At 67.7% G+C, this 18,462-nt stretch carries 14 protein-coding genes and 1 tRNA gene; 7 read left to right on the forward strand and 8 right to left on the reverse strand.

The window, feature by feature from the left end:
• Positions 1 to 234 precede the first annotated feature (234 nt).
• The 5 genes from AB0C75_RS05165 (at position 235) to AB0C75_RS05185 (ending at position 7,310) form a co-directional block, all read left to right on the forward strand.
• Positions 235 to 1,011, forward strand: coding sequence for a serine protease (locus AB0C75_RS05165; RefSeq protein WP_362887217.1), 777 nt, complete (start codon positions 235 to 237; stop codon positions 1,009 to 1,011).
• A gap of 121 nt (positions 1,012 to 1,132) precedes the next feature.
• Positions 1,133 to 1,456 carry a chorismate mutase gene (locus AB0C75_RS05170; protein WP_362887219.1) on the forward strand — a complete coding sequence of 108 codons (324 nt, stop codon included), beginning with the start codon at positions 1,133 to 1,135 and terminating at the stop codon, positions 1,454 to 1,456.
• 186 nt (positions 1,457 to 1,642) lie between these two features.
• Positions 1,643 to 4,234 carry an aminopeptidase N gene (pepN, locus tag AB0C75_RS05175; protein ID WP_362887221.1) on the forward strand — a complete coding sequence of 864 codons (2,592 nt, stop codon included), beginning with the start codon at positions 1,643 to 1,645 and terminating at the stop codon, positions 4,232 to 4,234.
• A 248-nt stretch (positions 4,235 to 4,482) separates the two neighbouring features.
• A complete protein-coding gene (locus AB0C75_RS05180; RefSeq protein WP_362887223.1) occupies positions 4,483 to 5,880 on the forward strand; it encodes a pyridoxal-dependent decarboxylase in 1,398 nt (465 codons plus the stop codon).
• Positions 5,877 to 7,310, forward strand: coding sequence for a SidA/IucD/PvdA family monooxygenase (locus tag AB0C75_RS05185; RefSeq protein ID WP_362887225.1), 1,434 nt, complete (start codon positions 5,877 to 5,879; stop codon positions 7,308 to 7,310). The genes AB0C75_RS05180 and AB0C75_RS05185 overlap by 4 nt, the downstream gene beginning before the upstream one ends.
• A gap of 89 nt (positions 7,311 to 7,399) precedes the next feature.
• Here the strand turns inward: AB0C75_RS05185 and AB0C75_RS05190 are convergent, their stop codons facing one another.
• Positions 7,400 to 9,214, reverse strand: a complete 1,815-nt coding sequence (locus AB0C75_RS05190; RefSeq protein ID WP_362887227.1) for a 5'-nucleotidase C-terminal domain-containing protein — start codon at positions 9,212 to 9,214, stop codon at positions 7,400 to 7,402.
• Between the two features lie 235 nt (positions 9,215 to 9,449).
• On the opposite strand from AB0C75_RS05190, the gene pyk reads away from it, so the two are divergent.
• Positions 9,450 to 10,883 (forward strand): pyruvate kinase, encoded by a 1,434-nt coding sequence (gene pyk, locus AB0C75_RS05195; RefSeq protein WP_362887229.1) that lies wholly within the window; start codon positions 9,450 to 9,452, stop codon positions 10,881 to 10,883.
• Positions 10,884 to 10,889: 6 nt separating this feature from the next.
• Here pyk and AB0C75_RS05200 read toward each other — a convergent pair whose 3' ends face one another.
• Both AB0C75_RS05200 and AB0C75_RS05205 read right to left on the reverse strand, forming a co-directional pair.
• On the reverse strand, positions 10,890 to 11,666 hold the full coding sequence (locus AB0C75_RS05200; RefSeq protein ID WP_362887231.1) for a helix-turn-helix domain-containing protein: 777 nt from the start codon (positions 11,664 to 11,666) through the stop codon (positions 10,890 to 10,892).
• A gap of 111 nt (positions 11,667 to 11,777) precedes the next feature.
• A tRNA-Leu gene (locus AB0C75_RS05205) sits at positions 11,778 to 11,851 on the reverse strand.
• A gap of 97 nt (positions 11,852 to 11,948) precedes the next feature.
• Here AB0C75_RS05205 and AB0C75_RS05210 point away from each other — a divergent pair.
• Positions 11,949 to 12,605 carry a response regulator gene (locus AB0C75_RS05210; protein WP_362887233.1) on the forward strand — a complete coding sequence of 219 codons (657 nt, stop codon included), beginning with the start codon at positions 11,949 to 11,951 and terminating at the stop codon, positions 12,603 to 12,605.
• 76 nt (positions 12,606 to 12,681) lie between these two features.
• Here AB0C75_RS05210 and AB0C75_RS05215 read toward each other — a convergent pair whose 3' ends face one another.
• The 5 genes from AB0C75_RS05215 to AB0C75_RS05235 all read right to left on the reverse strand — a co-directional run bounded on the left by AB0C75_RS05215 (position 12,682) and on the right by AB0C75_RS05235 (position 18,330).
• Positions 12,682 to 13,398, reverse strand: a complete 717-nt coding sequence (locus AB0C75_RS05215; RefSeq protein WP_362887235.1) for an ABC transporter ATP-binding protein — start codon at positions 13,396 to 13,398, stop codon at positions 12,682 to 12,684.
• Positions 13,395 to 14,270 carry an ABC transporter ATP-binding protein gene (locus tag AB0C75_RS05220; protein ID WP_362887603.1) on the reverse strand — a complete coding sequence of 292 codons (876 nt, stop codon included), beginning with the start codon at positions 14,268 to 14,270 and terminating at the stop codon, positions 13,395 to 13,397. Before AB0C75_RS05220 ends, AB0C75_RS05215 begins: the two co-directional genes overlap by 4 nt.
• 5 nt (positions 14,271 to 14,275) lie before the next feature.
• Positions 14,276 to 16,078: a branched-chain amino acid ABC transporter permease gene (locus AB0C75_RS05225; RefSeq protein ID WP_362887237.1), complete on the reverse strand. Its 1,803-nt coding sequence runs from the start codon at positions 16,076 to 16,078 to the stop codon at positions 14,276 to 14,278.
• A 5-nt stretch (positions 16,079 to 16,083) separates the two neighbouring features.
• Entirely contained in the window at positions 16,084 to 17,013 is a 930-nt protein-coding gene (locus AB0C75_RS05230; RefSeq protein WP_362887239.1) for a branched-chain amino acid ABC transporter permease, read from the reverse strand.
• A gap of 108 nt (positions 17,014 to 17,121) precedes the next feature.
• Entirely contained in the window at positions 17,122 to 18,330 is a 1,209-nt protein-coding gene (locus tag AB0C75_RS05235; RefSeq protein ID WP_362887605.1) for a branched-chain amino acid ABC transporter substrate-binding protein, read from the reverse strand.
• Positions 18,331 to 18,462 lie beyond the last annotated feature (132 nt).

Genomic DNA, 18,462 nt, shown 5'->3' on the forward strand with positions numbered 1-18,462 from the left:
GGTCGTAAGGGCTGTCCGAGCGGGACCGGCCGATTCAGGCGCGATGATCTTGGCCGAAAACCATGCCTTGTGTGAGCGGTGATCGTTTCCCGATAATCGGATCGTTCTTGTCGCGGGCATGCCGAGAGTGGTCGGTCGGTGCCCCTGACCAGGACAACGCATGCCTGCACACGGCCACCCCCCACACCAACGGCCACCCCCCACATCACCCCCCCCACGAAAGCAGACACTCCTGTGAAGCAGCTTCTGCGCACGCTCAAGAGATGTTCCGTCATAGCCGCGGTGGCCCTCGCCACCTTCAGCCTCCAGCCGTCGAACGCCTCCGCCGCCCCCGCCCCCATCGTCGGCGGCACCCGCGCGGCCCAGGGCGAATTCCCCTTCATGGTCCGGCTCTCCATGGGCTGCGGCGGCGCGCTCTACGCCCAGGACATCGTCCTGACCGCCGCGCACTGCGTGGACGGCTCCGGCAAGGACACCTCGATCACCGCCACCGGCGGCACCGTCGACCTCCAGTCGTCCTCCGCCGTCACGGTCCGCTCCACCGAGGTCCTCCAGGCGCCCGGCTACGACGGCGCCGGCAAGGACTGGGCGCTGATCAAGCTCGCCGAGCCCATCGACCAGCCCACCCTGAAGATCGCCGACTCCACCGCCTACGACACCGGCACCTTCACCATCGCGGGCTGGGGCGCCGCCACCGAAGGCGGCGGCCAGCAGCGCTACCTGCTGAAGGCCACCGTCCCCTTCGTCTCCGACGCCACCTGCCAGCAGGCCTACGGCGGCGACCTCGTACCCGGTGAGGAGATCTGCGCCGGAAACGTCAGCGCCGGCGGCGTGGACTCCTGCCAGGGCGACTCCGGCGGCCCCATGTTCCGCAAGGACGACGCAGGCGCCTGGATCCAGGTCGGCATCGTCAGCTGGGGCGAGGGCTGCGCACGGCCCGGCTACCCCGGCGTCTACACCCAGGTGTCGGCCTTCGCCTCCGACATCGCCTCGGCCGCGTCGAACCTCTGACCCGGCTCACCCCGCACCACCCCCTGGGGGCACCCGTCCTGACGGGTGCCCCCAGGGCCGTCCCACGAACGGGCCCCGCCGTCGATCACCCCATGCGCCGTACCCTCTAAGCTCGCTGACCATGACCACGAGCGACATCGACGAGTACGTCACCACCGAACTGAACCGGCTGCGCGAGAGCATCGACAACATCGATGCCGCTGTCGTCCACATGCTCGCCGAGCGATTCAAGGCCACCCAGCAGGTGGGTCACCTCAAGGCCGAACACCACCTGCCGCCCGCCGACCCCGCCCGCGAGGCCCGCCAGATCGCCCGCCTGCGACAGCTCGCCGAGAACGCCAAGCTGGACCCGGCCTTCGCCGAGAAGCTGCTGAACTTCATCGTGGCCGAGGTCATCCGCCACCACGAGCGCATCGCCGAAGAATCCGCGGGCCCCAACGCCTGACCCCACCACGAGGGCCGGCCCCGGCCCGCGTGCGGACACCCCGGCCCCCGTGCAGACATCCCGGCTTCGCGCCCGGCCCCCGGTCCCGGCACTTCGCGCCCCCTCGCGCCCCCGCCGTGCCGCCTCGTCGTCAGCCCTGCGAGAACCTCACTGCACAGCCCCGGACCCGTACGGCAGCATGGGCCCATGTCCGTACTGACGCGCAACGAAGCGCAGACCCGCGCCCAACTCCTCGACGTACACCGGTACACGGTCGACCTCGACCTCACCACCGGCGACGAGACCTTCGACTCCAGGACCGCCATCCGGTTCACCGCCCACGCGGCCGGAGACACCTTCGTCGAGATCAAGCCGGACACCCTGCGCTCGATCAGCCTCGACGGACACCCCCTGGACCCCCAGCGCCTCGACCGGAACCGCTACCCCCTGGACCGCCTCACCCCCGGCCCCCACGAACTCACCGTCGACGCCACCATGCACTACTCCCGCACCGGCGAAGGCATGCACCGCTTCACCGACCCGGCCGACGGCGAGACCTACGTCTACACCCAGCTCTTCCTGGACGACGCCCCACGCGTCTTCGCCGCCTTCGACCAGCCCGACCTCAAGTCCGTGTTCGACGTCACCGTCACCGCCCCCACCGGCTGGACGGTCCTCGGCAACGGCACCACCACCCAGGCAGGCGAAGGCCGCTGGACCATCGCCCCCACCCCGCCCATCTCCACCTACCTCGCGGCCGTCGCCGCGGGCCCCTGGCACTCCGTCACCACCCACCACGCCGGCCTCCCCTTCGGCATCCACTGCCGCCGCTCCCTCGCACCCCATCTGGACGCCGACGCCGACGAGATCCTCGGCATCACCCGCGCCTGCTACGACCGCTACCACGAGAAGTTCGACGAGCCCTACCCCTTCGACTCCTACGACCAGGCCTTCGTCCCCGAATTCAACGCAGGCGCCATGGAGAACCCCGGACTCGTCACCTTCCGCGACGAATACATCTACCGCTCCGCCGTCACCGACACCGAACGCCAGACCCGCGCCGTCACCATCGCCCACGAGATGGCCCATATGTGGTTCGGCGACCTCGTCACCCTCACCTGGTGGGACGACATCTGGCTCAACGAGTCCTTCGCCGAGTACATGGGCTACCAGACCCTCACCGAAGCCACCTTTCCCCGAGCCCTCAACTCCGTCCGACCAGGGGAGACCCCGTTCCCCGGCACCTGGACCGACTTCGGCGTCGCACGCAAGGGCTGGGGCTACGACGCCGACCAACGCCCCACCACCCACCCCGTGGCGCCCGACCCCCACGCCGTGCCCGACACCGCGTCCGCCCTCCTCAACTTCGACGGCATCTCCTACGCCAAGGGCGCCTCCGCACTCCGCCAACTCGTCACCTGGCTCGGCGAGAAGGACTTCCTCGCCGGCATCAACACCCACTTCGCACGCCATAAATTCGCCAACGCCACCCTCGACGACTTCATCGACAACCTCGCCGGCGCCACCGACCGCGACGTCCACGCCTGGGCCGCCACCTGGCTCCGCACCACCGGCATCGACACCCTCACCGCCCACGTCGAAAACGCCGGCAACAGCTGGAACCTCACCGTCGACCGCGCCGGCAACCGCCCCCACCGCATCACCGTCGGCACCTACGACCACAGCCTCGACACCCAGACCGGCGCCGACCAGCTGACTCCACGCAACCGCTTCGAACTCGACATCCCCCAGGACCACACCGCCACCACCCGGCCCGGCCACCGCCCCGACCTCATCGTCCTCAACGACCAGGACCTCACCTACGCCAAGATCCGCCTCGACCCCGACTCCTGGAACACCGCCCTCACCCACCTCTCCGGCATCCCCGACGCCCTCACCCGCGCCGTCATCTGGAACACCGCACGCGACATGGTCCGCGACGGAGACCTCCACCCCACCGTCCACCTCACAGCAGCCCGCACCCACCTGCCCTACGAAACCGACCTCGCCCTCGTCCAAGGCGTCCTCGGCTTCGCCACCACCCACATCGCCGACCGCTACCTCACACCCCAGGACCGGCCCACCGCCCTCGCCACCCTCACCTCCCTCAGCCGTGACCTCCTCCGCCGCACCGAAGGACTCACCGCCAAGGACTGGGAACAAGGCCCCGGCACCACCACACCCGGCACCCCCGACCCCGGCCTCCGCCTCACCGCCGTACGCCACTTCATCAACGCCGCCACCCAGCCCGACACCATCCAGGACTGGCTCCGCGAAGGCACCGCCCCCGGCGGACCCGAACTCGACCCCGAACTCCGCTGGCGCATCCTCACCCGCCTCGCCGTCCTCGGCGCCATCGACGAGACCGCCATCGCCCACGAACTCGACAAGGACCCCAGCGCAACCGGCCAGGAAGGCGCAGCCCGCTGCCACGCCGCCCTCCCCACCGACCAAGCCAAAAAAGCCGCCTGGAAAGCGATGTTCAGCGACGACAGCCTCTCCAACTACCTCTTCACCGCCACCGCCCAAGGCTTCTGGCAGCCCGAACAGACCGAACTCCTCCACCCCTACGTCGCCCGCTACTACCCCGACGCCATCGAACTCGCCGCCCGCCGCGGCCCCGCCATCGCCGACGCCGCCGGACGCCACGCCTTCCCCGCCCACGCCATCGACCCCGACAGCATCCACCTCGGCGAACAGGCCCTCCACAACCCCGCACTCACCCCCGCACTACGCCGCAAACTCACCGACCAACTCGACGACGCCCGCCGCGCCCTCGCCGTACGCAACGCCCACTGAACCCGGCCCGCCCCACCCCACAGCACCACGACAGGCCCGGCCCTCAGCCCTCCAGAGGAGCCGGGCACAGCCATACGGACAACGAACACCGACACCAGCCCCCCGACCCCCAACACCCCCGCACCAGGCCGCAGTACCCCTTTCGGGCCGAAATCGTTGGGCTCTTCGGCCGCCCCCTCCGCAACCCGGACACGCCGGTGCCTGCCGAGGCACCAGTGCTCCCGCGCACCCGAAGGACCACACCACCCATGCCCACCCCGCCCCTCGCCGGAGGCACCGCAGGCCCCGCCCACCTGCGCCCCCTCATCGACACCGTCCTCACCGCACTCCACGACGGCGCCACCCGCCGCAACGGCCCCCTCCCCGCCGGCGGCCCCGACACCGTCACCGAAAACCTCCACCGCACCACCGGCCCCCTCATCCCCGACCACGGCACCGGCGCCCACCACGCCCTGCGCACCCTCGTCACCGCACTCACCGAAGGCGCCGCAGACCCCGCCCACCCCCACTGCGCCGCCCACCTCCACACCCCGCCACTCGCCCTCGCCGCGGCGGCCGACCTCGCCGCCTCAGCCCTCAACCCCTCCATGGACTCCTGGGACCAGGCCCCCGCGGCCTCCGCCCTCGAAACCGCCCTCACCACCGCACTCGCCGCCGAGATCTACCCCCACACCCCCCGACCCGACGCCCTCATCACCACCGGCGGCACCGAAGCCAACCAACTCGCCCTGCTCCTCGCCCGCGAACGCCACGGACCCGTACAGACCATCTGCGCCGCCAACGCCCACCACAGCATCACCCGCGCCGCCTGGCTCCTCGGCCTGCCCCGACCCATCGTCATCCCCGCCCCCACCGGCGTCATGAACCCCACCGCACTCCACGACGCCCTCACCCACCACCACGGCCCCCTCCTCGTCACCGCCACCGCAGGCACCACCGACACCGGCCAGATCGACCCCCTCACCGAAATCGCCGACCTCACCACCACCCACCGCGCCGACCTCCACATCGACGCCGCCTACGGCGGACCCCTCCTCTTCAGCCCCACCCACCGCCACACCCTCCGCAGCCTCCACCGCGCCGACAGCGTCACCCTCGACCTCCACAAACTCGGCTGGCAACCCGCATCAGCCGGCATCCTCGCCGTCCCCCACCACCACCAACTCGACCCCCTCCACCACCACGCCCCCTACCTCAACGCCGACGACGACACCGACGCAGGCCTCCCCGACCTCCTCGGCCGCTCCCTGCGCACCACCCGCAGGCCCGACGCCCTCAAAATCGCCGTCACCCTCCAGGCACTCGGCCGCGACGGACTCGCCGACCTCATCGACCGCACCATCACCGCCGCCCACCACCTCGCCGACCTCATCGAAAAAGACCCCGCACTCGAGCTCTACGACCGCCCCACCATCAGCACCGTCCTCTTCCGCCCCACCCACACCGACGACACCACCGTCGCCACCATCCGCCGCACCCTCCTCAACCAAGGACACGCCGTACTCGGCCGCGCCCGCACCCACGACCGCCTCTGGCTCAAAGCCACCCTCCTCAACCCCCACACCACCCCCGACGACCTGCAACAGCTCCTCACCCTCATCACCCACGCCCACACCCGCACCACGGAAGGCAGCACCCCCCGATGACCGACCGGACCACCCCCGAAGGCCACCGGACCCACGACCTCATCGGCATCGGACTCGGCCCCTTCAACCTCTCCCTGGCCGCACTCGCCGACGGCATCCCCACCGCCCCCGGCACCACCCCCCTCGCCACCGCCTTCTACGAACAACGCCCCGCCTTCAACTGGCACCCCGGCCTCCTCATCGACGGCGCCACCCTCCAAGTCCCCTTCATCGCCGACCTCACCACCCTCGCCGACCCCACCAGCCCCTGGACCTTCCTCAACTACCTCCGCACCCGCGACCGCCTCTACCCCTTCTACTTCGCCGAGCAATTCCACATCCACCGCGCCGAATACGACGCCTACTGCCGCTGGGTCAGCGAACAACTCCCCACCACCCACTTCAACCACCAGGTCGACGCCATCCACTGGAACGCCGACCACGCCCACTACGAGGTCGACTACACCCGCATCGACCCCGACGGCGAAGCCCACACCACCGGCCGCGCCCACACCCGCCACATCGCACTCGGCGTCGGAACCGCCCCCTACATCCCCGAACCCCTCCGCCCCCTCGCCGAAGCCCCGGACGCCCCCGTCCTCCACTCCGCCGACTACCTCCACCACCGCGAAGAACTCCTCCGCGCCGACCACATCACCGTCATCGGCTCCGGCCAGTCAGGCGCCGAGATCTTCCTCGACCTCCTCCGCGCCCGCCCCCACGGCACCGAGAAGATCCACTGGCTCGCCCGCACCCAGGCCTTCGCCCCCATGGAGTACTCGAAGCTCGGCCTCGAACACTTCACCCCCGACTACACCCGGTACTTCCACGCACTCCCCGAACACGTACGCGACACACTCGTCCCCCAGCAATGGCAGCTCCACAAAGGCATCGACACCGACACCATCGCCGCCATCCACGACGAGCTCTACCGACGCACCCTCCACGGAGGCTGGCCCGACGCCACCCTCACCCCCGGCGTCAGCGTCCGCACCGCAGGCCGCCTCTCCGGCGCAGGCACCCGCATCGAACTCCACCTCGAACACACCCAGCAGGCCACCCGCAGCCGCCTCACCACCGACGCAGTCGTCCTCGCCACCGGCTACCGCGAACGACCCCTCGACACCCTCCTCACCGGCATCGCCCCCCACATCCGCCGCGACACCCAAGGACGCCCCCGCATCCACGACGACTTCCGCCTCGACCTCGACCCCGCCCTCACCGGCAACATCTACGTACAGAACGCCGAACGCCACACCCACGGAGTCGGCGCCCCCGACCTCGGACTCGCCGCCTGGCGCAGCGCCACCATCCTCAACAACCTCACCGGCACCAACCCCTACCCCCTCCCACAACGCACCGCCTTCACCACCTTCGGCCTCACCCCCCACCCCACCCCGGCCGTCCCCGGACAGAGCGGCCCACCCACGCCCCTCACACACGAACGCTGACCACCGGCCAGCCAGCCACCGACCACACGAAAAGGCGGCCGCCCCCCGAAAGGAGAACGGCCGCCCCGCACCGACCAGCAGAAGCCAGGTCAGAACACCGGCTCACCATCGCGCGTCAGACGCCAGTCAACCGAAGCGAACTCCGCCGGATCCACCGAACCCTTCTCCTGAACCCACTCGATGATCGTGTTCCGGATCTCGTCCGAATTCGCCCACAACTGCTTCGCACCCGGCACATGCGGGAAGTTACCGCCACCGCTGGCCCGATAATTGTTCACCGCGAACACGAACTCCGCCGCCGGATCCACCGGCGCACCATCAAACGAAAGATCCACAATCCGCGAACCCGCCGGCTGCGCGATATCGATGTCGTACGTCACACCCGACACCACATCATAGTTGTAATCCGGAATATCCTCCGCGTTCGTCAGCTTCGACGTATCCACAGGACCACCCGCAGCCGTCTGCACGTAATACCGCGCCGAATACTCCAGATACTCCTTCAACTGGGCACCCGTCAGAAGCCGCGCCTCCAGCGTGTTCTCGAACGGATAAAGACCCGCCGCATCCTTGATCGTCACATCGCCCGCAGGAATCACCGCAGTACGCGAGAAACACGCCGCCTGCGACAACACCGGCAACTCCGCGTACTCACCACCCGCCAACGCCGCCCCGACCGTCTCCGCCTGCACCAGATTGATCAGATCGATGACCGGCTCGTCCTTCCACGGCGCATCCGCCGTCGACATCGCCACCACCGACGTACCGATCACCTGATTCACATACGCCACCACCTTCGCGTGCTCATCCCCGAGCAGCGACGTGATCCGCGGGTCCTCCTCCACCGTGTTCGAGTTCAGCACCGAAGCACCGGCCCTCTCGACCACCCAGCGCCCCTTCTCCCACACCAGATCGAAATCGAACAAAGTCAGCCGCTGCCCCCACATCAACGGCTCCGAGAGAACAACCCGCTTCCCCGTCTCCTTGTTCGTCACGAACTGCTCAGGAATCTCCTGATGCGCATGACCCACCAGAATCGCGTCGATCCCCGGCACCTGCTCAGCCACCAGAGCCGCCGCATTCTCGACATACGGCAACTGATCCCCGTACGACGACGTACCCGACGCACCCGAATGCGCCGAAACGATCACCACATCCGCACCCATCGAACGAAGCTTCGGCACCCACTTCGCCGCCTGCTCCTCAAGACCCGGGAACACCAACTTCCCGCCCACATTCACCTTGTCCCAAATCGCGACACCAGGATTCGTCAACCCCAGCACCGCCACCCGCACATCACGACCGAACGGCGTACGCACCCGCTTGATCACATACGGAGCGAACGCCGGCCGCAACGACTTCGCATCCAGCGCATTCGCACCCAGCAGCGGAAAATCACACTGCTCCTCGAACTTCCGCAACACCGGAATGCCGTAGTTGAACTCATGATTCCCGAGCGCCGCCGCGTCATAGCCGATCTTGTTCATCGCCTGCGCCATCGGATGCACCGGACCACGCTTCGCCGTGATCGGATCGATCTTCGCGTAGTAGTACGACAGCTGAGTGCCCTGGATCGTGTCACCCGCATCGATCAACAACGTGTTCCGACGGCCACGGTCCGCACGGATCTGATCCACCAGCGTCGAGATCTTCGCCAGCCCCACATCGTTGCCGGCCGCGTCGTCGAACTCCTGATCCGTGAAGTAGTCCCAGTTGAAGACGTTCCCATGCAGGTCCGTCGTCCCCATCACCGTGAACGAGTACCGCTTCGACGGGCGCCCATGACCGTGCCCCCTGGCCGCCTCCGAGGCCGCCGCGGGGCCCACCCCGACGCCTCCCTCCAGGGCCACACCCGCACCGGCGGCAGCCGAACTGCCCAGAAAGGTCCTACGGTTCAACGGCATCCTTGACTCCTTGTTCGAGCGAACAACGCGCGTAGATTCTGGCCCAGCCGACCCTGGCCGCAACACCCCCAACAGGTTTCGATCTGGTGACCAGCCGCCACACCCCACCCCGCACACGCTCATCGGAGCGCCCTGCCGCACAATTCAACAGTTAGCAATAACCCTTCACCCAAAGGCTGTTGCACAGTCATACAGAGACAATTACCTACCCACAGGTAAGGTCTAGGCTCGAACCATGCGCCGAGCAAAAATCGTTTGTACCCTGGGACCCGCAACCGACACATACGAGCAGATCAAGGCACTCGTCGAAGCGGGAATGGACATCGCCCGCCTCAACCTCAGCCACGGCACCTACACCGAACACGAAGAGCGATACCGCCACGTACGCAAAGCATCCGAAGAAACCGGCCGCAGCGTAGGAATCCTCGCCGACCTTCAAGGCCCGAAGATCCGCCTCGGCCGCTTCGCCGAAGGACCCGTACTCCTTGAACGCGGCGACGACTTCACCATCACCGTCGAACCCAAGGAAGGCGACCGCACCACCTGCGGCACCACCTACGACGGCCTCGCCACAGACGTCACCGCCGGCGAACGCATCCTCATCGACGACGGCCGCGTCACCCTCGAAGTCACCGAAGTCGAAGGCCCCCGCGTCCACACCACCGTCATCGAAGGCGGCATGGTCTCCGACCACAAGGGACTCAACCTCCCCGGCGTCGCCGTCTCCGTCCCCGCACTCTCCGAAAAAGACATCGAAGACCTCCGCTGGGCCCTCCGCACCGGCACCGACATCATCGCCCTCTCCTTCGTACGCAGCGGACACGACATCGACGACGTCCACCGCATCATGGACGAGGAGAGCCGCCACCTCCCCGTCATCGCCAAGGTCGAGAAGCCCCAGGCCGTCGACAACATCGACGACATCGTCGCCGCCTTCGACGGCATCATGGTCGCCCGCGGCGACCTCGGCGTCGAAATGCCCCTGGAACAGGTCCCCATCGTCCAGAAGCGCGCCATCAAGCTCGCCAAGCGCAACGCCAAGCCGGTCATCGTCGCCACCCAGATGCTCGACTCGATGATCGACAACTCCCGCCCCACCCGCGCCGAAGCCTCCGACGTCGCCAACGCCGTCATCGACGGCACCGACGCCGTGATGCTCTCCGGCGAGACCAGCGTCGGCAAATACCCCGTCGAAACCGTCCGCACCATGGCACGCATCGTCGAAGCGGCCGAGGAGGACATCCTCGCCAAGGGCCTCCCGCCCCTCACCGACCGCAACAAGCCCCGCACCCAGGGCGGCGCGGTCGCCCGCGCGGCAGCCGAGATGGGCGACTTCCTCGGCGCCAAGTTCCTGGTGGCCTTCACACAGAGCGGCGACACGGTCAAGCGCCTCTCCCGCTACCGCTCCCCGATCCCGCTCCTCGCCTTCACCCCGGACACGGCCACCCGCGCCCAGCTGAACCTGACGTGGGGCGTCGAGACGTTCCTCGGGCCGCACGTGGAGTCGACGGACGCGATGGTGGCGCAGGTGGACGAGGAACTGCTGCGGATCGGCCGCTGCCAGAAGGGCGACACCGTGGTCATCACGGCCGGCTCCCCGCCCGGGGTCGCGGGCTCCACGAACCTGGTACGGGTGCACCACATCGGCGAGGACGACAGCCCGAAGTGAGGGTCGTCAGTACTTCGGCCCGACGTGAGCGTCCATGAGGGCGACGGACGCGCGTCGGGCTACGGAGATGTTGAACGGGTCGCTGCCACGAGCGAGGGTGGTCCACTCGACGCCTACGGCGGTGAGCGTGTCGCTGAAGAGCTTGCGGATGTCGTCCGACTTGTTGGTGAAGAAGTACCGGGGGTACTCGTAACGCTTGCGCTCGCCACGGACGAGGCGAGTGGTCCAGCTGGTGATGCGGCAGCCGTCGGAGTGGATGAGACCGCGGATGAAGTCCCAGGGGTGGGCGTTCACGATCTGTTGTTGCCACGGTTCGAGCGTGATCGCGCGGTTGTGCTTCTTGCCCGGCCCATGTTGAGGAAAGAAGCAGGGCCAGTGCTTGCTGAAGCTTGTGACGTACTGGCAGCCCTGACTCTGCACTCGACAGACTTTGTTGACGGGCCGCGTGATCTGTACGGCCCGGACGCAGGCGTCGATGAGCCCCGGCCACGCGTCGGCGCACGCGATGCGAAGGGAGTACACGCCCCGCTTGGCGGAGCTGACACATCCGTCGCCCAGGTAGAGGCCGAGCAGGTACGAGTACGCGGCAGGGTCATCCGGGAGTCTCGGGGTGTCACTGCACCGAGGGCACTCGGTGCCCCGGTTGTACCCGAGGGGCTCTATTCGCTTCAACCAGGAACGGATGGCAGCTCGAGAGATCCCCATCTGCTGGCTGACGGAGTTTTGGCTGAAGCCCTGAGCGACCAGTGCCAGGGCGCGCTTGCGAGTGTCGAGGTCGTACACGCTCTCGACTTTGACGCACAGTGCTGGAGCGGTGACACGAATCCGGGAAGGTGATCACCTGATCGCGTGAAGTCGCCGCAATGTGCTGTGGCTTTAGAATCGAAGGAAAAGTGCCCCAGGTGGGATTCGAACCCACACTGTCCGCTGTTTGAGAGCGGCCTCTCTAACCATTGGAGTACTGGGGCCTTAGAAAGGAAGGTGCATCGCTGCCCTGCGCGTCACTACCTTACAGGAGCTAGGTAGGCTCGTGGGAGCAGTATCTGCCCCATACCGAGGAGCCCCGTGACCACCCCCGAGTCGCCCCAGCCCGAAGACGCCGTCGACGACGACAAGTCGCACGTCCCGCCGCTGACGACCCGCGTCGTCATCGCCGAGGACGAGGCGCTCATCCGTCTCGACCTCAAAGAGATGCTGGAGGAAGAGGGCTACTCGGTCGTCGGCGAGGCCGGTGACGGGCAGCAGGCCATCGAGCTGGCGCGGGAGCACCGGCCCGACCTCGTGATCCTGGATGTGAAGATGCCGGTGCTCGACGGGATCTCCGCCGCCGAGAAGATCACCGAGGAGTCCATCGCCCCGGTCCTGATGCTGACGGCGTTCTCGCAGCGGGATCTGGTCGAGCGGGCCAGGGACGCCGGGGCGATGGCGTATCTGGTGAAGCCGTTCAGCAAGAGCGATGTGGTGCCGGCCATCGAGATGGCCGTGTCCAGGTTCGCGGAGCTGAAGGCGCTGGAGAGCGAGATCGCGGACCTCTCGCAGCGGCTGGAGACCCGGAAGCTGGTGGACCGGGCGAAGAGCATCCTGCAGACTGATTACGGGCTCTCCGAGCCGGCCGCGTTCCGCTGGATCCAGAAGACGTCGATGGACCGCCGGATGTCGATGCAGCAGCTGGCGGAGGCGTTGATCGAGGACGCCGAGGAGAAGAAGAAGTCGGCGGAGTAGTGGCGTAACGCGTATACGAAGAAGGGCCCGCCGCCGGAAGACATCCGGCGGCGGGCCCTTCCCGTGTGCGGGCTGTTCAGTCCTCGCCGAGGTAGGCCTTGCGGACCGACTCGTCGTGGAGGAGGTCGGCGCCGGTGCCTGAGAGGACGACCTTGCCGACCTCCATGACGTGGCCCTGGTCCGCGAGGGAGAGGGCTGCCTGGGCGTTCTGCTCGACGAGCAGGATCGTGGTGCCTGAGGCCTTGAGTTCCACGATGGTTTCCATGATCTTCTGCATCATGATCGGGGAGAGGCCCATGGAGGGCTCGTCGAGCATGAGCAGTTTGGGCTGGGACATGAGCGCGCGTCCCATGGCGAGCATCTGCTGTTCCCCGCCGGAGAGGGTTCCCGCGGCCTGCTTCCGGCGTTCTCCGAGGATGGGGAAGAGGTCGTAGGAGCGCTGGACGTCCTTCTCGATGCCTGCCTTGTCGTTGCGGAGGTAGGCGCCGAGGAGGAGGTTCTCGGCGATCGTCAGCCGGGGGAAGATGTGGCGTCCCTCGGGGGAGTGGGCGATGCCCAGGGAGACGATCTTGTGTGCGGGGATGCCGGTGAGGGGTTTGCCGTCGAAGAGGATGCGGCCGCCGGAGGGCTTGAGGAGCCCGGAGAGGGTGCGCAGGGTGGTGGTCTTGCCCGCGCCGTTGGTGCCGATGAGGGTGACGACCTGGCCGGCTTCGACGGTGAAGGAGATCCCCTTGACGGCTTCGATCTTGCCGTAGGCGACGTGGAGGTCTTCGACCTCGAGCAGTGCGGTCATCGGGTGTCCTCCTCCTCGGTGGCGGTTGCGGTTGCGGTGGCTTCGGCGGCTTCGACCTCGGCGGCTTCTTCGGCGCCGGGGGCGCCTTCGAAGGGGGTGCCGAGGTAGGCGGCGACGACGCGTTCGTCGCTCTGGACGACCGGGGCGGTGCCTTCGACGAGTTTTTCGCCTTGGACGAGGACGGCGACCCGGTCGCAGAGGTTGAAGATGAACCGCATGTCGTGCTCGATGACGAGTACGGCGGTGCCCTGGTCCCGGATGGCGAAGATGAGCTCTTCGGTGACGCGGGTTTCCTGGGGGTTCATGCCGGCGGTGGGTTCGTCCAGGAGGAGGAGGCCGGGGTCGCTGGCGAGGGCGCGGGCGATCTCCAGCTTGCGCTGGTCTCCGTAGGGGAGGTTGCGCGCGAGGTGGTCGGCCTTGTCGGCGAGGCCGATGAACTCGAGGAGTTCCATGCAGCGTTCGCGGCTGGCGTTCTCGGCCTTGTTGTAGCCGGGGAGGCGCAGGAGGGCGGACCAGAGGCCTTCTTTGGTCCTGGTGTGGCGTCCGACGAGGACGTTTTCCAGGACGGTCATGTTGGCGAAGAGCCGGATGTTCTGGAAGGTGCGGGCGATGCCTGCCTGGGTGACGAGGTGGGGCTTGGGCGGCAGGACGGTGCCCTTGTAGCTGACCTTGCCCTCGGTGGGGACGTAGAGGCCGGTGAGGCAGTTGAAGAAGGTGGTTTTGCCGGCGCCGTTGGGTCCGATGAGGCCGACGATTTCGCCGGCGTTGACGGTGAGGTCGACGCCTCGTACGGCGGTGAGGCCGCCGAAGCGCATGGTGACGCCGCTGGCGTCGAGGACCGTGGTGCCGGTGGGTGTGGCTGTGGTGGTCATGGTGGTCACGCCCCCGCCTTCGTGGTGCCGGCGGCTGTGTCGGTGAGTGGTGTGTCGGGTGGTACGTCGAGTTGGCCGGTCTCGTGGAATTCGAGCTGCTTCCTGCGGTCGGCGACGAGCCCTTCGGGGCGGAAGCGCATCAGGAGGATGAGTGCGAGTCCGAAGAGGAAGAGCTGGTAGTCCTGCATGAACTGCAGTTTGGCCGGGATGAGGTAGAGCAGTGCGGCGCCGACGAGGGGTCCGCTGAGGGTTCCCATGCCGCCGAGGATGACGGCGGCGAGGAGGAAGGCGGAGTTGGGTGGTACGGATCCGGCGAACTGGTACTGCTCGGGGGTGACGGTGTAGGAGACGTGTGCCTGCACGGTTCCGGCGAGGCCGGCGAGGGTGGCGCCGAGGGCGAAGGCGAGGAGCTTGAGCCGGAAGGCGTTGATGCCCATGGCGGTGGCCGCGGTCTCGTCCTCGCGGATGGCGACCCAGGCGCGGCCGATGCGGGATTCTCCGGAGCGTCGGAATACGAGGACGACGACGGCGGTGAAGACGAGCATCAGCAGGTAGTAGTTGGCCGACCTGCCGAGGGTGAAGCCGCCGATGTCGTGGCTGATTCCGAAGTCGAAGCCGAGGAGTTGGAGGTCGGGGATGCTGGGGATGCCTTGGGACCCGTTGGTGAGGTCGGGGCCGCTGACGCCGTTGAGGGCGTTGACGGTGAGGCGGAAGATCTCTCCGAATCCGAGGGTGACGATGGCGAGGTAGTCGCCGCGGAGGCGGAGTGTCGGGGCGCCGATGACGACGCCGAAGACGAGTGAGGCGGCGGCTCCGGTGAGGACGGCGGCCCAGAAGGGGAACTGGACGCCGATGGGGGAGAGGGGGCTGCCGGAGACGAGTGCGGCGGCGTAGGCGCCGACGCCGAGGAAGGCGACGTATCCGAGGTCAAGGAGGCCGGCGAGGCCGACGACGACGTTGAGGCCGAGTGCGACGGTCGCGAAGATGAGGATGTTGGCGCCGATGAGGGCGTATTCCTCGTTCTGCTGGGTGAAGGGGAAGCAGAAGGCGGCGACGAGTGCGGCGCACAGGGTGATGTTGCGGTGCTTGGCGGTGAGGGTGGTGACGCGGGCGATGATTCCGGCCCGGTTGAGCGCGGTGAAGCCGAAGGCGATGGCGATGACGTAGCCGATGAAGAGTTCGGCGTACTCGGTGTCGATGCCGTAGGCGAAGACGTAGAGCGCGATGCCGAAGGCCGCGGCGATGATGAGGATCTCGGCCCAGGAGGGGAGTGCCTTGGCGCGGGTGGGTGCCGGTGCGCGGAGGCTGCCTAGGAATCGCTTGAACACACCGGCGGTGTCGTCGTTCGGCTGGTCGTTGGGGAGGCCGAGGGCCGCGACGGTGGCGATGAGCGCGCCGACGAGGCTGATCCAGGCTCCGGGTTCGAGTTCGACCAGTCCGAGGAGGTTGCCGTTGTCGTCCTTGGTGAGGATGACGGCGATGACGGTGTAGGCGGTGGCGATGAAGGTGCCGATGGCGAGCAGCCGGGTGGGGCTGTTGGTGCCGCCGGGGGTGAGCCAGCGCAGGCCCTTGATGCCGTATCCGGAGAGGGCGTAGAGGAGGGTGAGTGCCGCGCTGATGAGGACGAGGACCTGGAGTCCGCCCGGGTATCCGGTGACGGTGAGGTTGCCGGGGAAGGTGCTGGTGTAGGTCCAGGCGAGGAAGGTGCCGATGAGGGCGAGTGCGGCGCCGGTGGTGGTGGCGGCGCGGGCTGCCGTGGTGGGCAGGGGGAGGAGGGCGCTGTGCGCGGCGGGGGTCGTGGTGGTCATGGGTATCACGCCCTGTCCGCGACGCGTTCGCCCAGCAGGCCTTGCGGGCGTATGAGGAGTACGAGGATGAGGAGTGCGAAGGCCCATACGTCCTTCCAGGCGCCGCCTCCGAAGAGTTCCATGCCGGGGATGTCGCCCATGTAGCCGGTGGCGAGTGCTTCTGCGACGCCGAGGACGATTCCGCCGAGCATGGCGCCGTAGATGTTGCCGATGCCGCCGAGTACGGCTGCGGTGAAGGCCTTGAGGCCCATGATGAAGCCCATGCGGAAGCCGATCTGGCCGTTCTTGAGCCCGTAGGCGACGGCTGCGACGGCTGCGAACGCGGCGCCGATGGCGAAGGCCATGACGATGATGCGGTCGGTGTTGATGCCCATGAGCTTGGCGGTGTCGGGGTCCTGGGAGGTCGCCTGCATGCCGCGGCCGGCGCGGGTCTTGGAGACGAAGAGGCCGAGGGCGAACATGCAGACGGGTGCGGCGATGAGGACGAAGATGTCGCCGCGCTGGATGTGGGCGCCGAAGATGTCGATCGCTTCGCCCTTGAACTGGGGGAAGGAGCGGTCCTTGGTGGCGTTGGGGTACCACATCCAGATGGCCTGCTGGAGTGCGAGTGCGAGGCCGATGGCGGTGATGAGGGGGGCGAGGCGTGGTCCGCCGCGCAGGGGTCGGTAGGCGAAGCGTTCGGCTGCGACGCTGATGGCGACGGAGCAGACGACTCCTCCGACGATCATGAGGGGTATCGCGGCGAGCAGCGAGAATCCGGACGGAAGCCCGAGGTAGACCGTGAGGGCTCCGAAGCCCCCGATCATGAAGATCTCGCCGTGTGCGAAGTTGATGAGCTGGATGATTCCGTAGACCATCGTGTAACCGATCGCGATGAGACCGTACATCGCGCCGAGGATGAGTCCATTGGCCAGCTGTTGCGGCAGTTCGTGCACCGCAGGGCCTCCGTGGGGTGGTTCGGATATGGCACCGCGCGGGAGCGCTCGTAGCGCTCCCGCGCGGTGTTGTGTGCGTGCGCTGTGGCCGTGGGTCCTGGGGTGGACCTACTTGACGGCTTCGCTGAGCTTGGAGGCCCACTTGCCGCTGGTGACCTGGTAGGCGGTCATCATGGTGTTGGTGGTGTCGCCGTACTCGTCGAAGGAGACGGGGCCGGTGACGCCGTCGAACTTGACCTTGCTCATGGCGTCGAGGACCTTGGCGCGGGCGTCGTCGGGGAGCTTGCCGTCGTTCTCGGCGGCGACGGCCTTGACGGCTTCGATGATGGACCAGGTGGCGTCGTAGGTGCCGCCGCCGTAGGCCTCGTAGGCGTCCTTGTATCCGGCGGTCTTGTAGTCCGCGATGAACTTCTTGGCGGAGTCGAGCTCTTCGACGGGCTTGCCGACGGAGGTGGCGATGTCGCCTTCGGCCTTCTTGTTGAGGCTGATGAAGTCGGCGCTGTACATGCCGTCGCCGCCCATGAGGGGGATCTTCACGCTGTCCTTGAGCTGCTGGCTCAGGGGGGCGCCGGCGGGGTATTCGCCGCCGTAGTAGACGGCCTTGGCACCGGAGCTCTTGACCTTGGTGACGACGGAGTTGAAGTCGCGGTCATCGGGGTTGATGTGGTCGGTGCCGGCGATCTTGCCGCCGAGTTCGGTGAAGGTCGCCTTGAAGGAGGCGGCGAGGCCTGCTCCGTAGGGCTTCTGGTCGTCGATGAGGTAGACCTGCTTGACCTTGGCCTTGTCGAAGAGGTAGTTCGCGGCGAAGGCGCCCTGGATCGCGTCCGTGGTGGAGGTACGGAAGTAGGTCTTGTACGGGCGCTTCTTGTCGCCGGTCTTCCAGTCGTTGCCCTGGGTCAGCTCGGTGCCGGTGTTGGCGGGGGAGACCTGGGTGAGGCCGGCGTCGTTGAGCGGCTTCTGCATCGACTGGGCGACGCCGGAGTTCAGCGGGCCGACGACGCCGAGGACGTCCTTGTTGCCGATGAACTTGGTGGAGTTCTGCTGGCCGACGGAGGGCTGGGCCTGGTCGTCGAGTGCCTGGAGTTCGAATTTGATGCCGGGGGCCGTCTTGTCGGCGTTGGCGGTCTTGACGGCGAGGTCGGCGGAGTTCTTGATGCCGAGGCCGAGGGCGGAGAGGTCGCCGGTCAGGGGTGCGTCGACACCGATGACGACGGTCTGGGTGTCGCCGCCGCCGCTGCTCTGGCTGTCGTCGTCGCGCGAGCCGCAGGCGGTGAGCGTGAGAGCGCCTGTGGTGAGCACTGTGGTGAGTATGAGCAAAGAACGGTGTCGCACGAAAGGTCCTTTCCCTGGCGCGGCCTCCTCTGCTGAGGTGCCGTGACGATCGCCGGGCCCTACTGGTCGACACAGGTCCGTGCAGCAGACGCGCCCGGCGGCGCGGTGACTGGCCGT

The organism is Streptomyces sp. NPDC048565 (assembly GCF_040650935.1).
GTDB lineage: Bacteria > Actinomycetota > Actinomycetes > Streptomycetales > Streptomycetaceae > Streptomyces.

Coding starts and splice junctions, on each gene's coding strand:
- AB0C75_RS05180 (WP_362887223.1), top strand. CDS start 4,483: ATGCCCACCCCGCCCCTCGCCGGAGGCACCGCAGGCCCCGCCCACCTG.
- AB0C75_RS05190 (WP_362887227.1), bottom strand. CDS start 9,214: ATGCCGTTGAACCGTAGGACCTTTCTGGGCAGTTCGGCTGCCGCCGGT.
- AB0C75_RS05215 (WP_362887235.1), bottom strand. CDS start 13,398: ATGACCGCACTGCTCGAGGTCGAAGACCTCCACGTCGCCTACGGCAAG.
- pepN (WP_362887221.1), top strand. CDS start 1,643: ATGTCCGTACTGACGCGCAACGAAGCGCAGACCCGCGCCCAACTCCTC.
- AB0C75_RS05220 (WP_362887603.1), bottom strand. CDS start 14,270: ATGACCACCACAGCCACACCCACCGGCACCACGGTCCTCGACGCCAGC.
- pyk (WP_362887229.1), top strand. CDS start 9,450: ATGCGCCGAGCAAAAATCGTTTGTACCCTGGGACCCGCAACCGACACA.
- AB0C75_RS05185 (WP_362887225.1), top strand. CDS start 5,877: ATGACCGACCGGACCACCCCCGAAGGCCACCGGACCCACGACCTCATC.
- AB0C75_RS05225 (WP_362887237.1), bottom strand. CDS start 16,078: ATGACCACCACGACCCCCGCCGCGCACAGCGCCCTCCTCCCCCTGCCC.
- AB0C75_RS05170 (WP_362887219.1), top strand. CDS start 1,133: ATGACCACGAGCGACATCGACGAGTACGTCACCACCGAACTGAACCGG.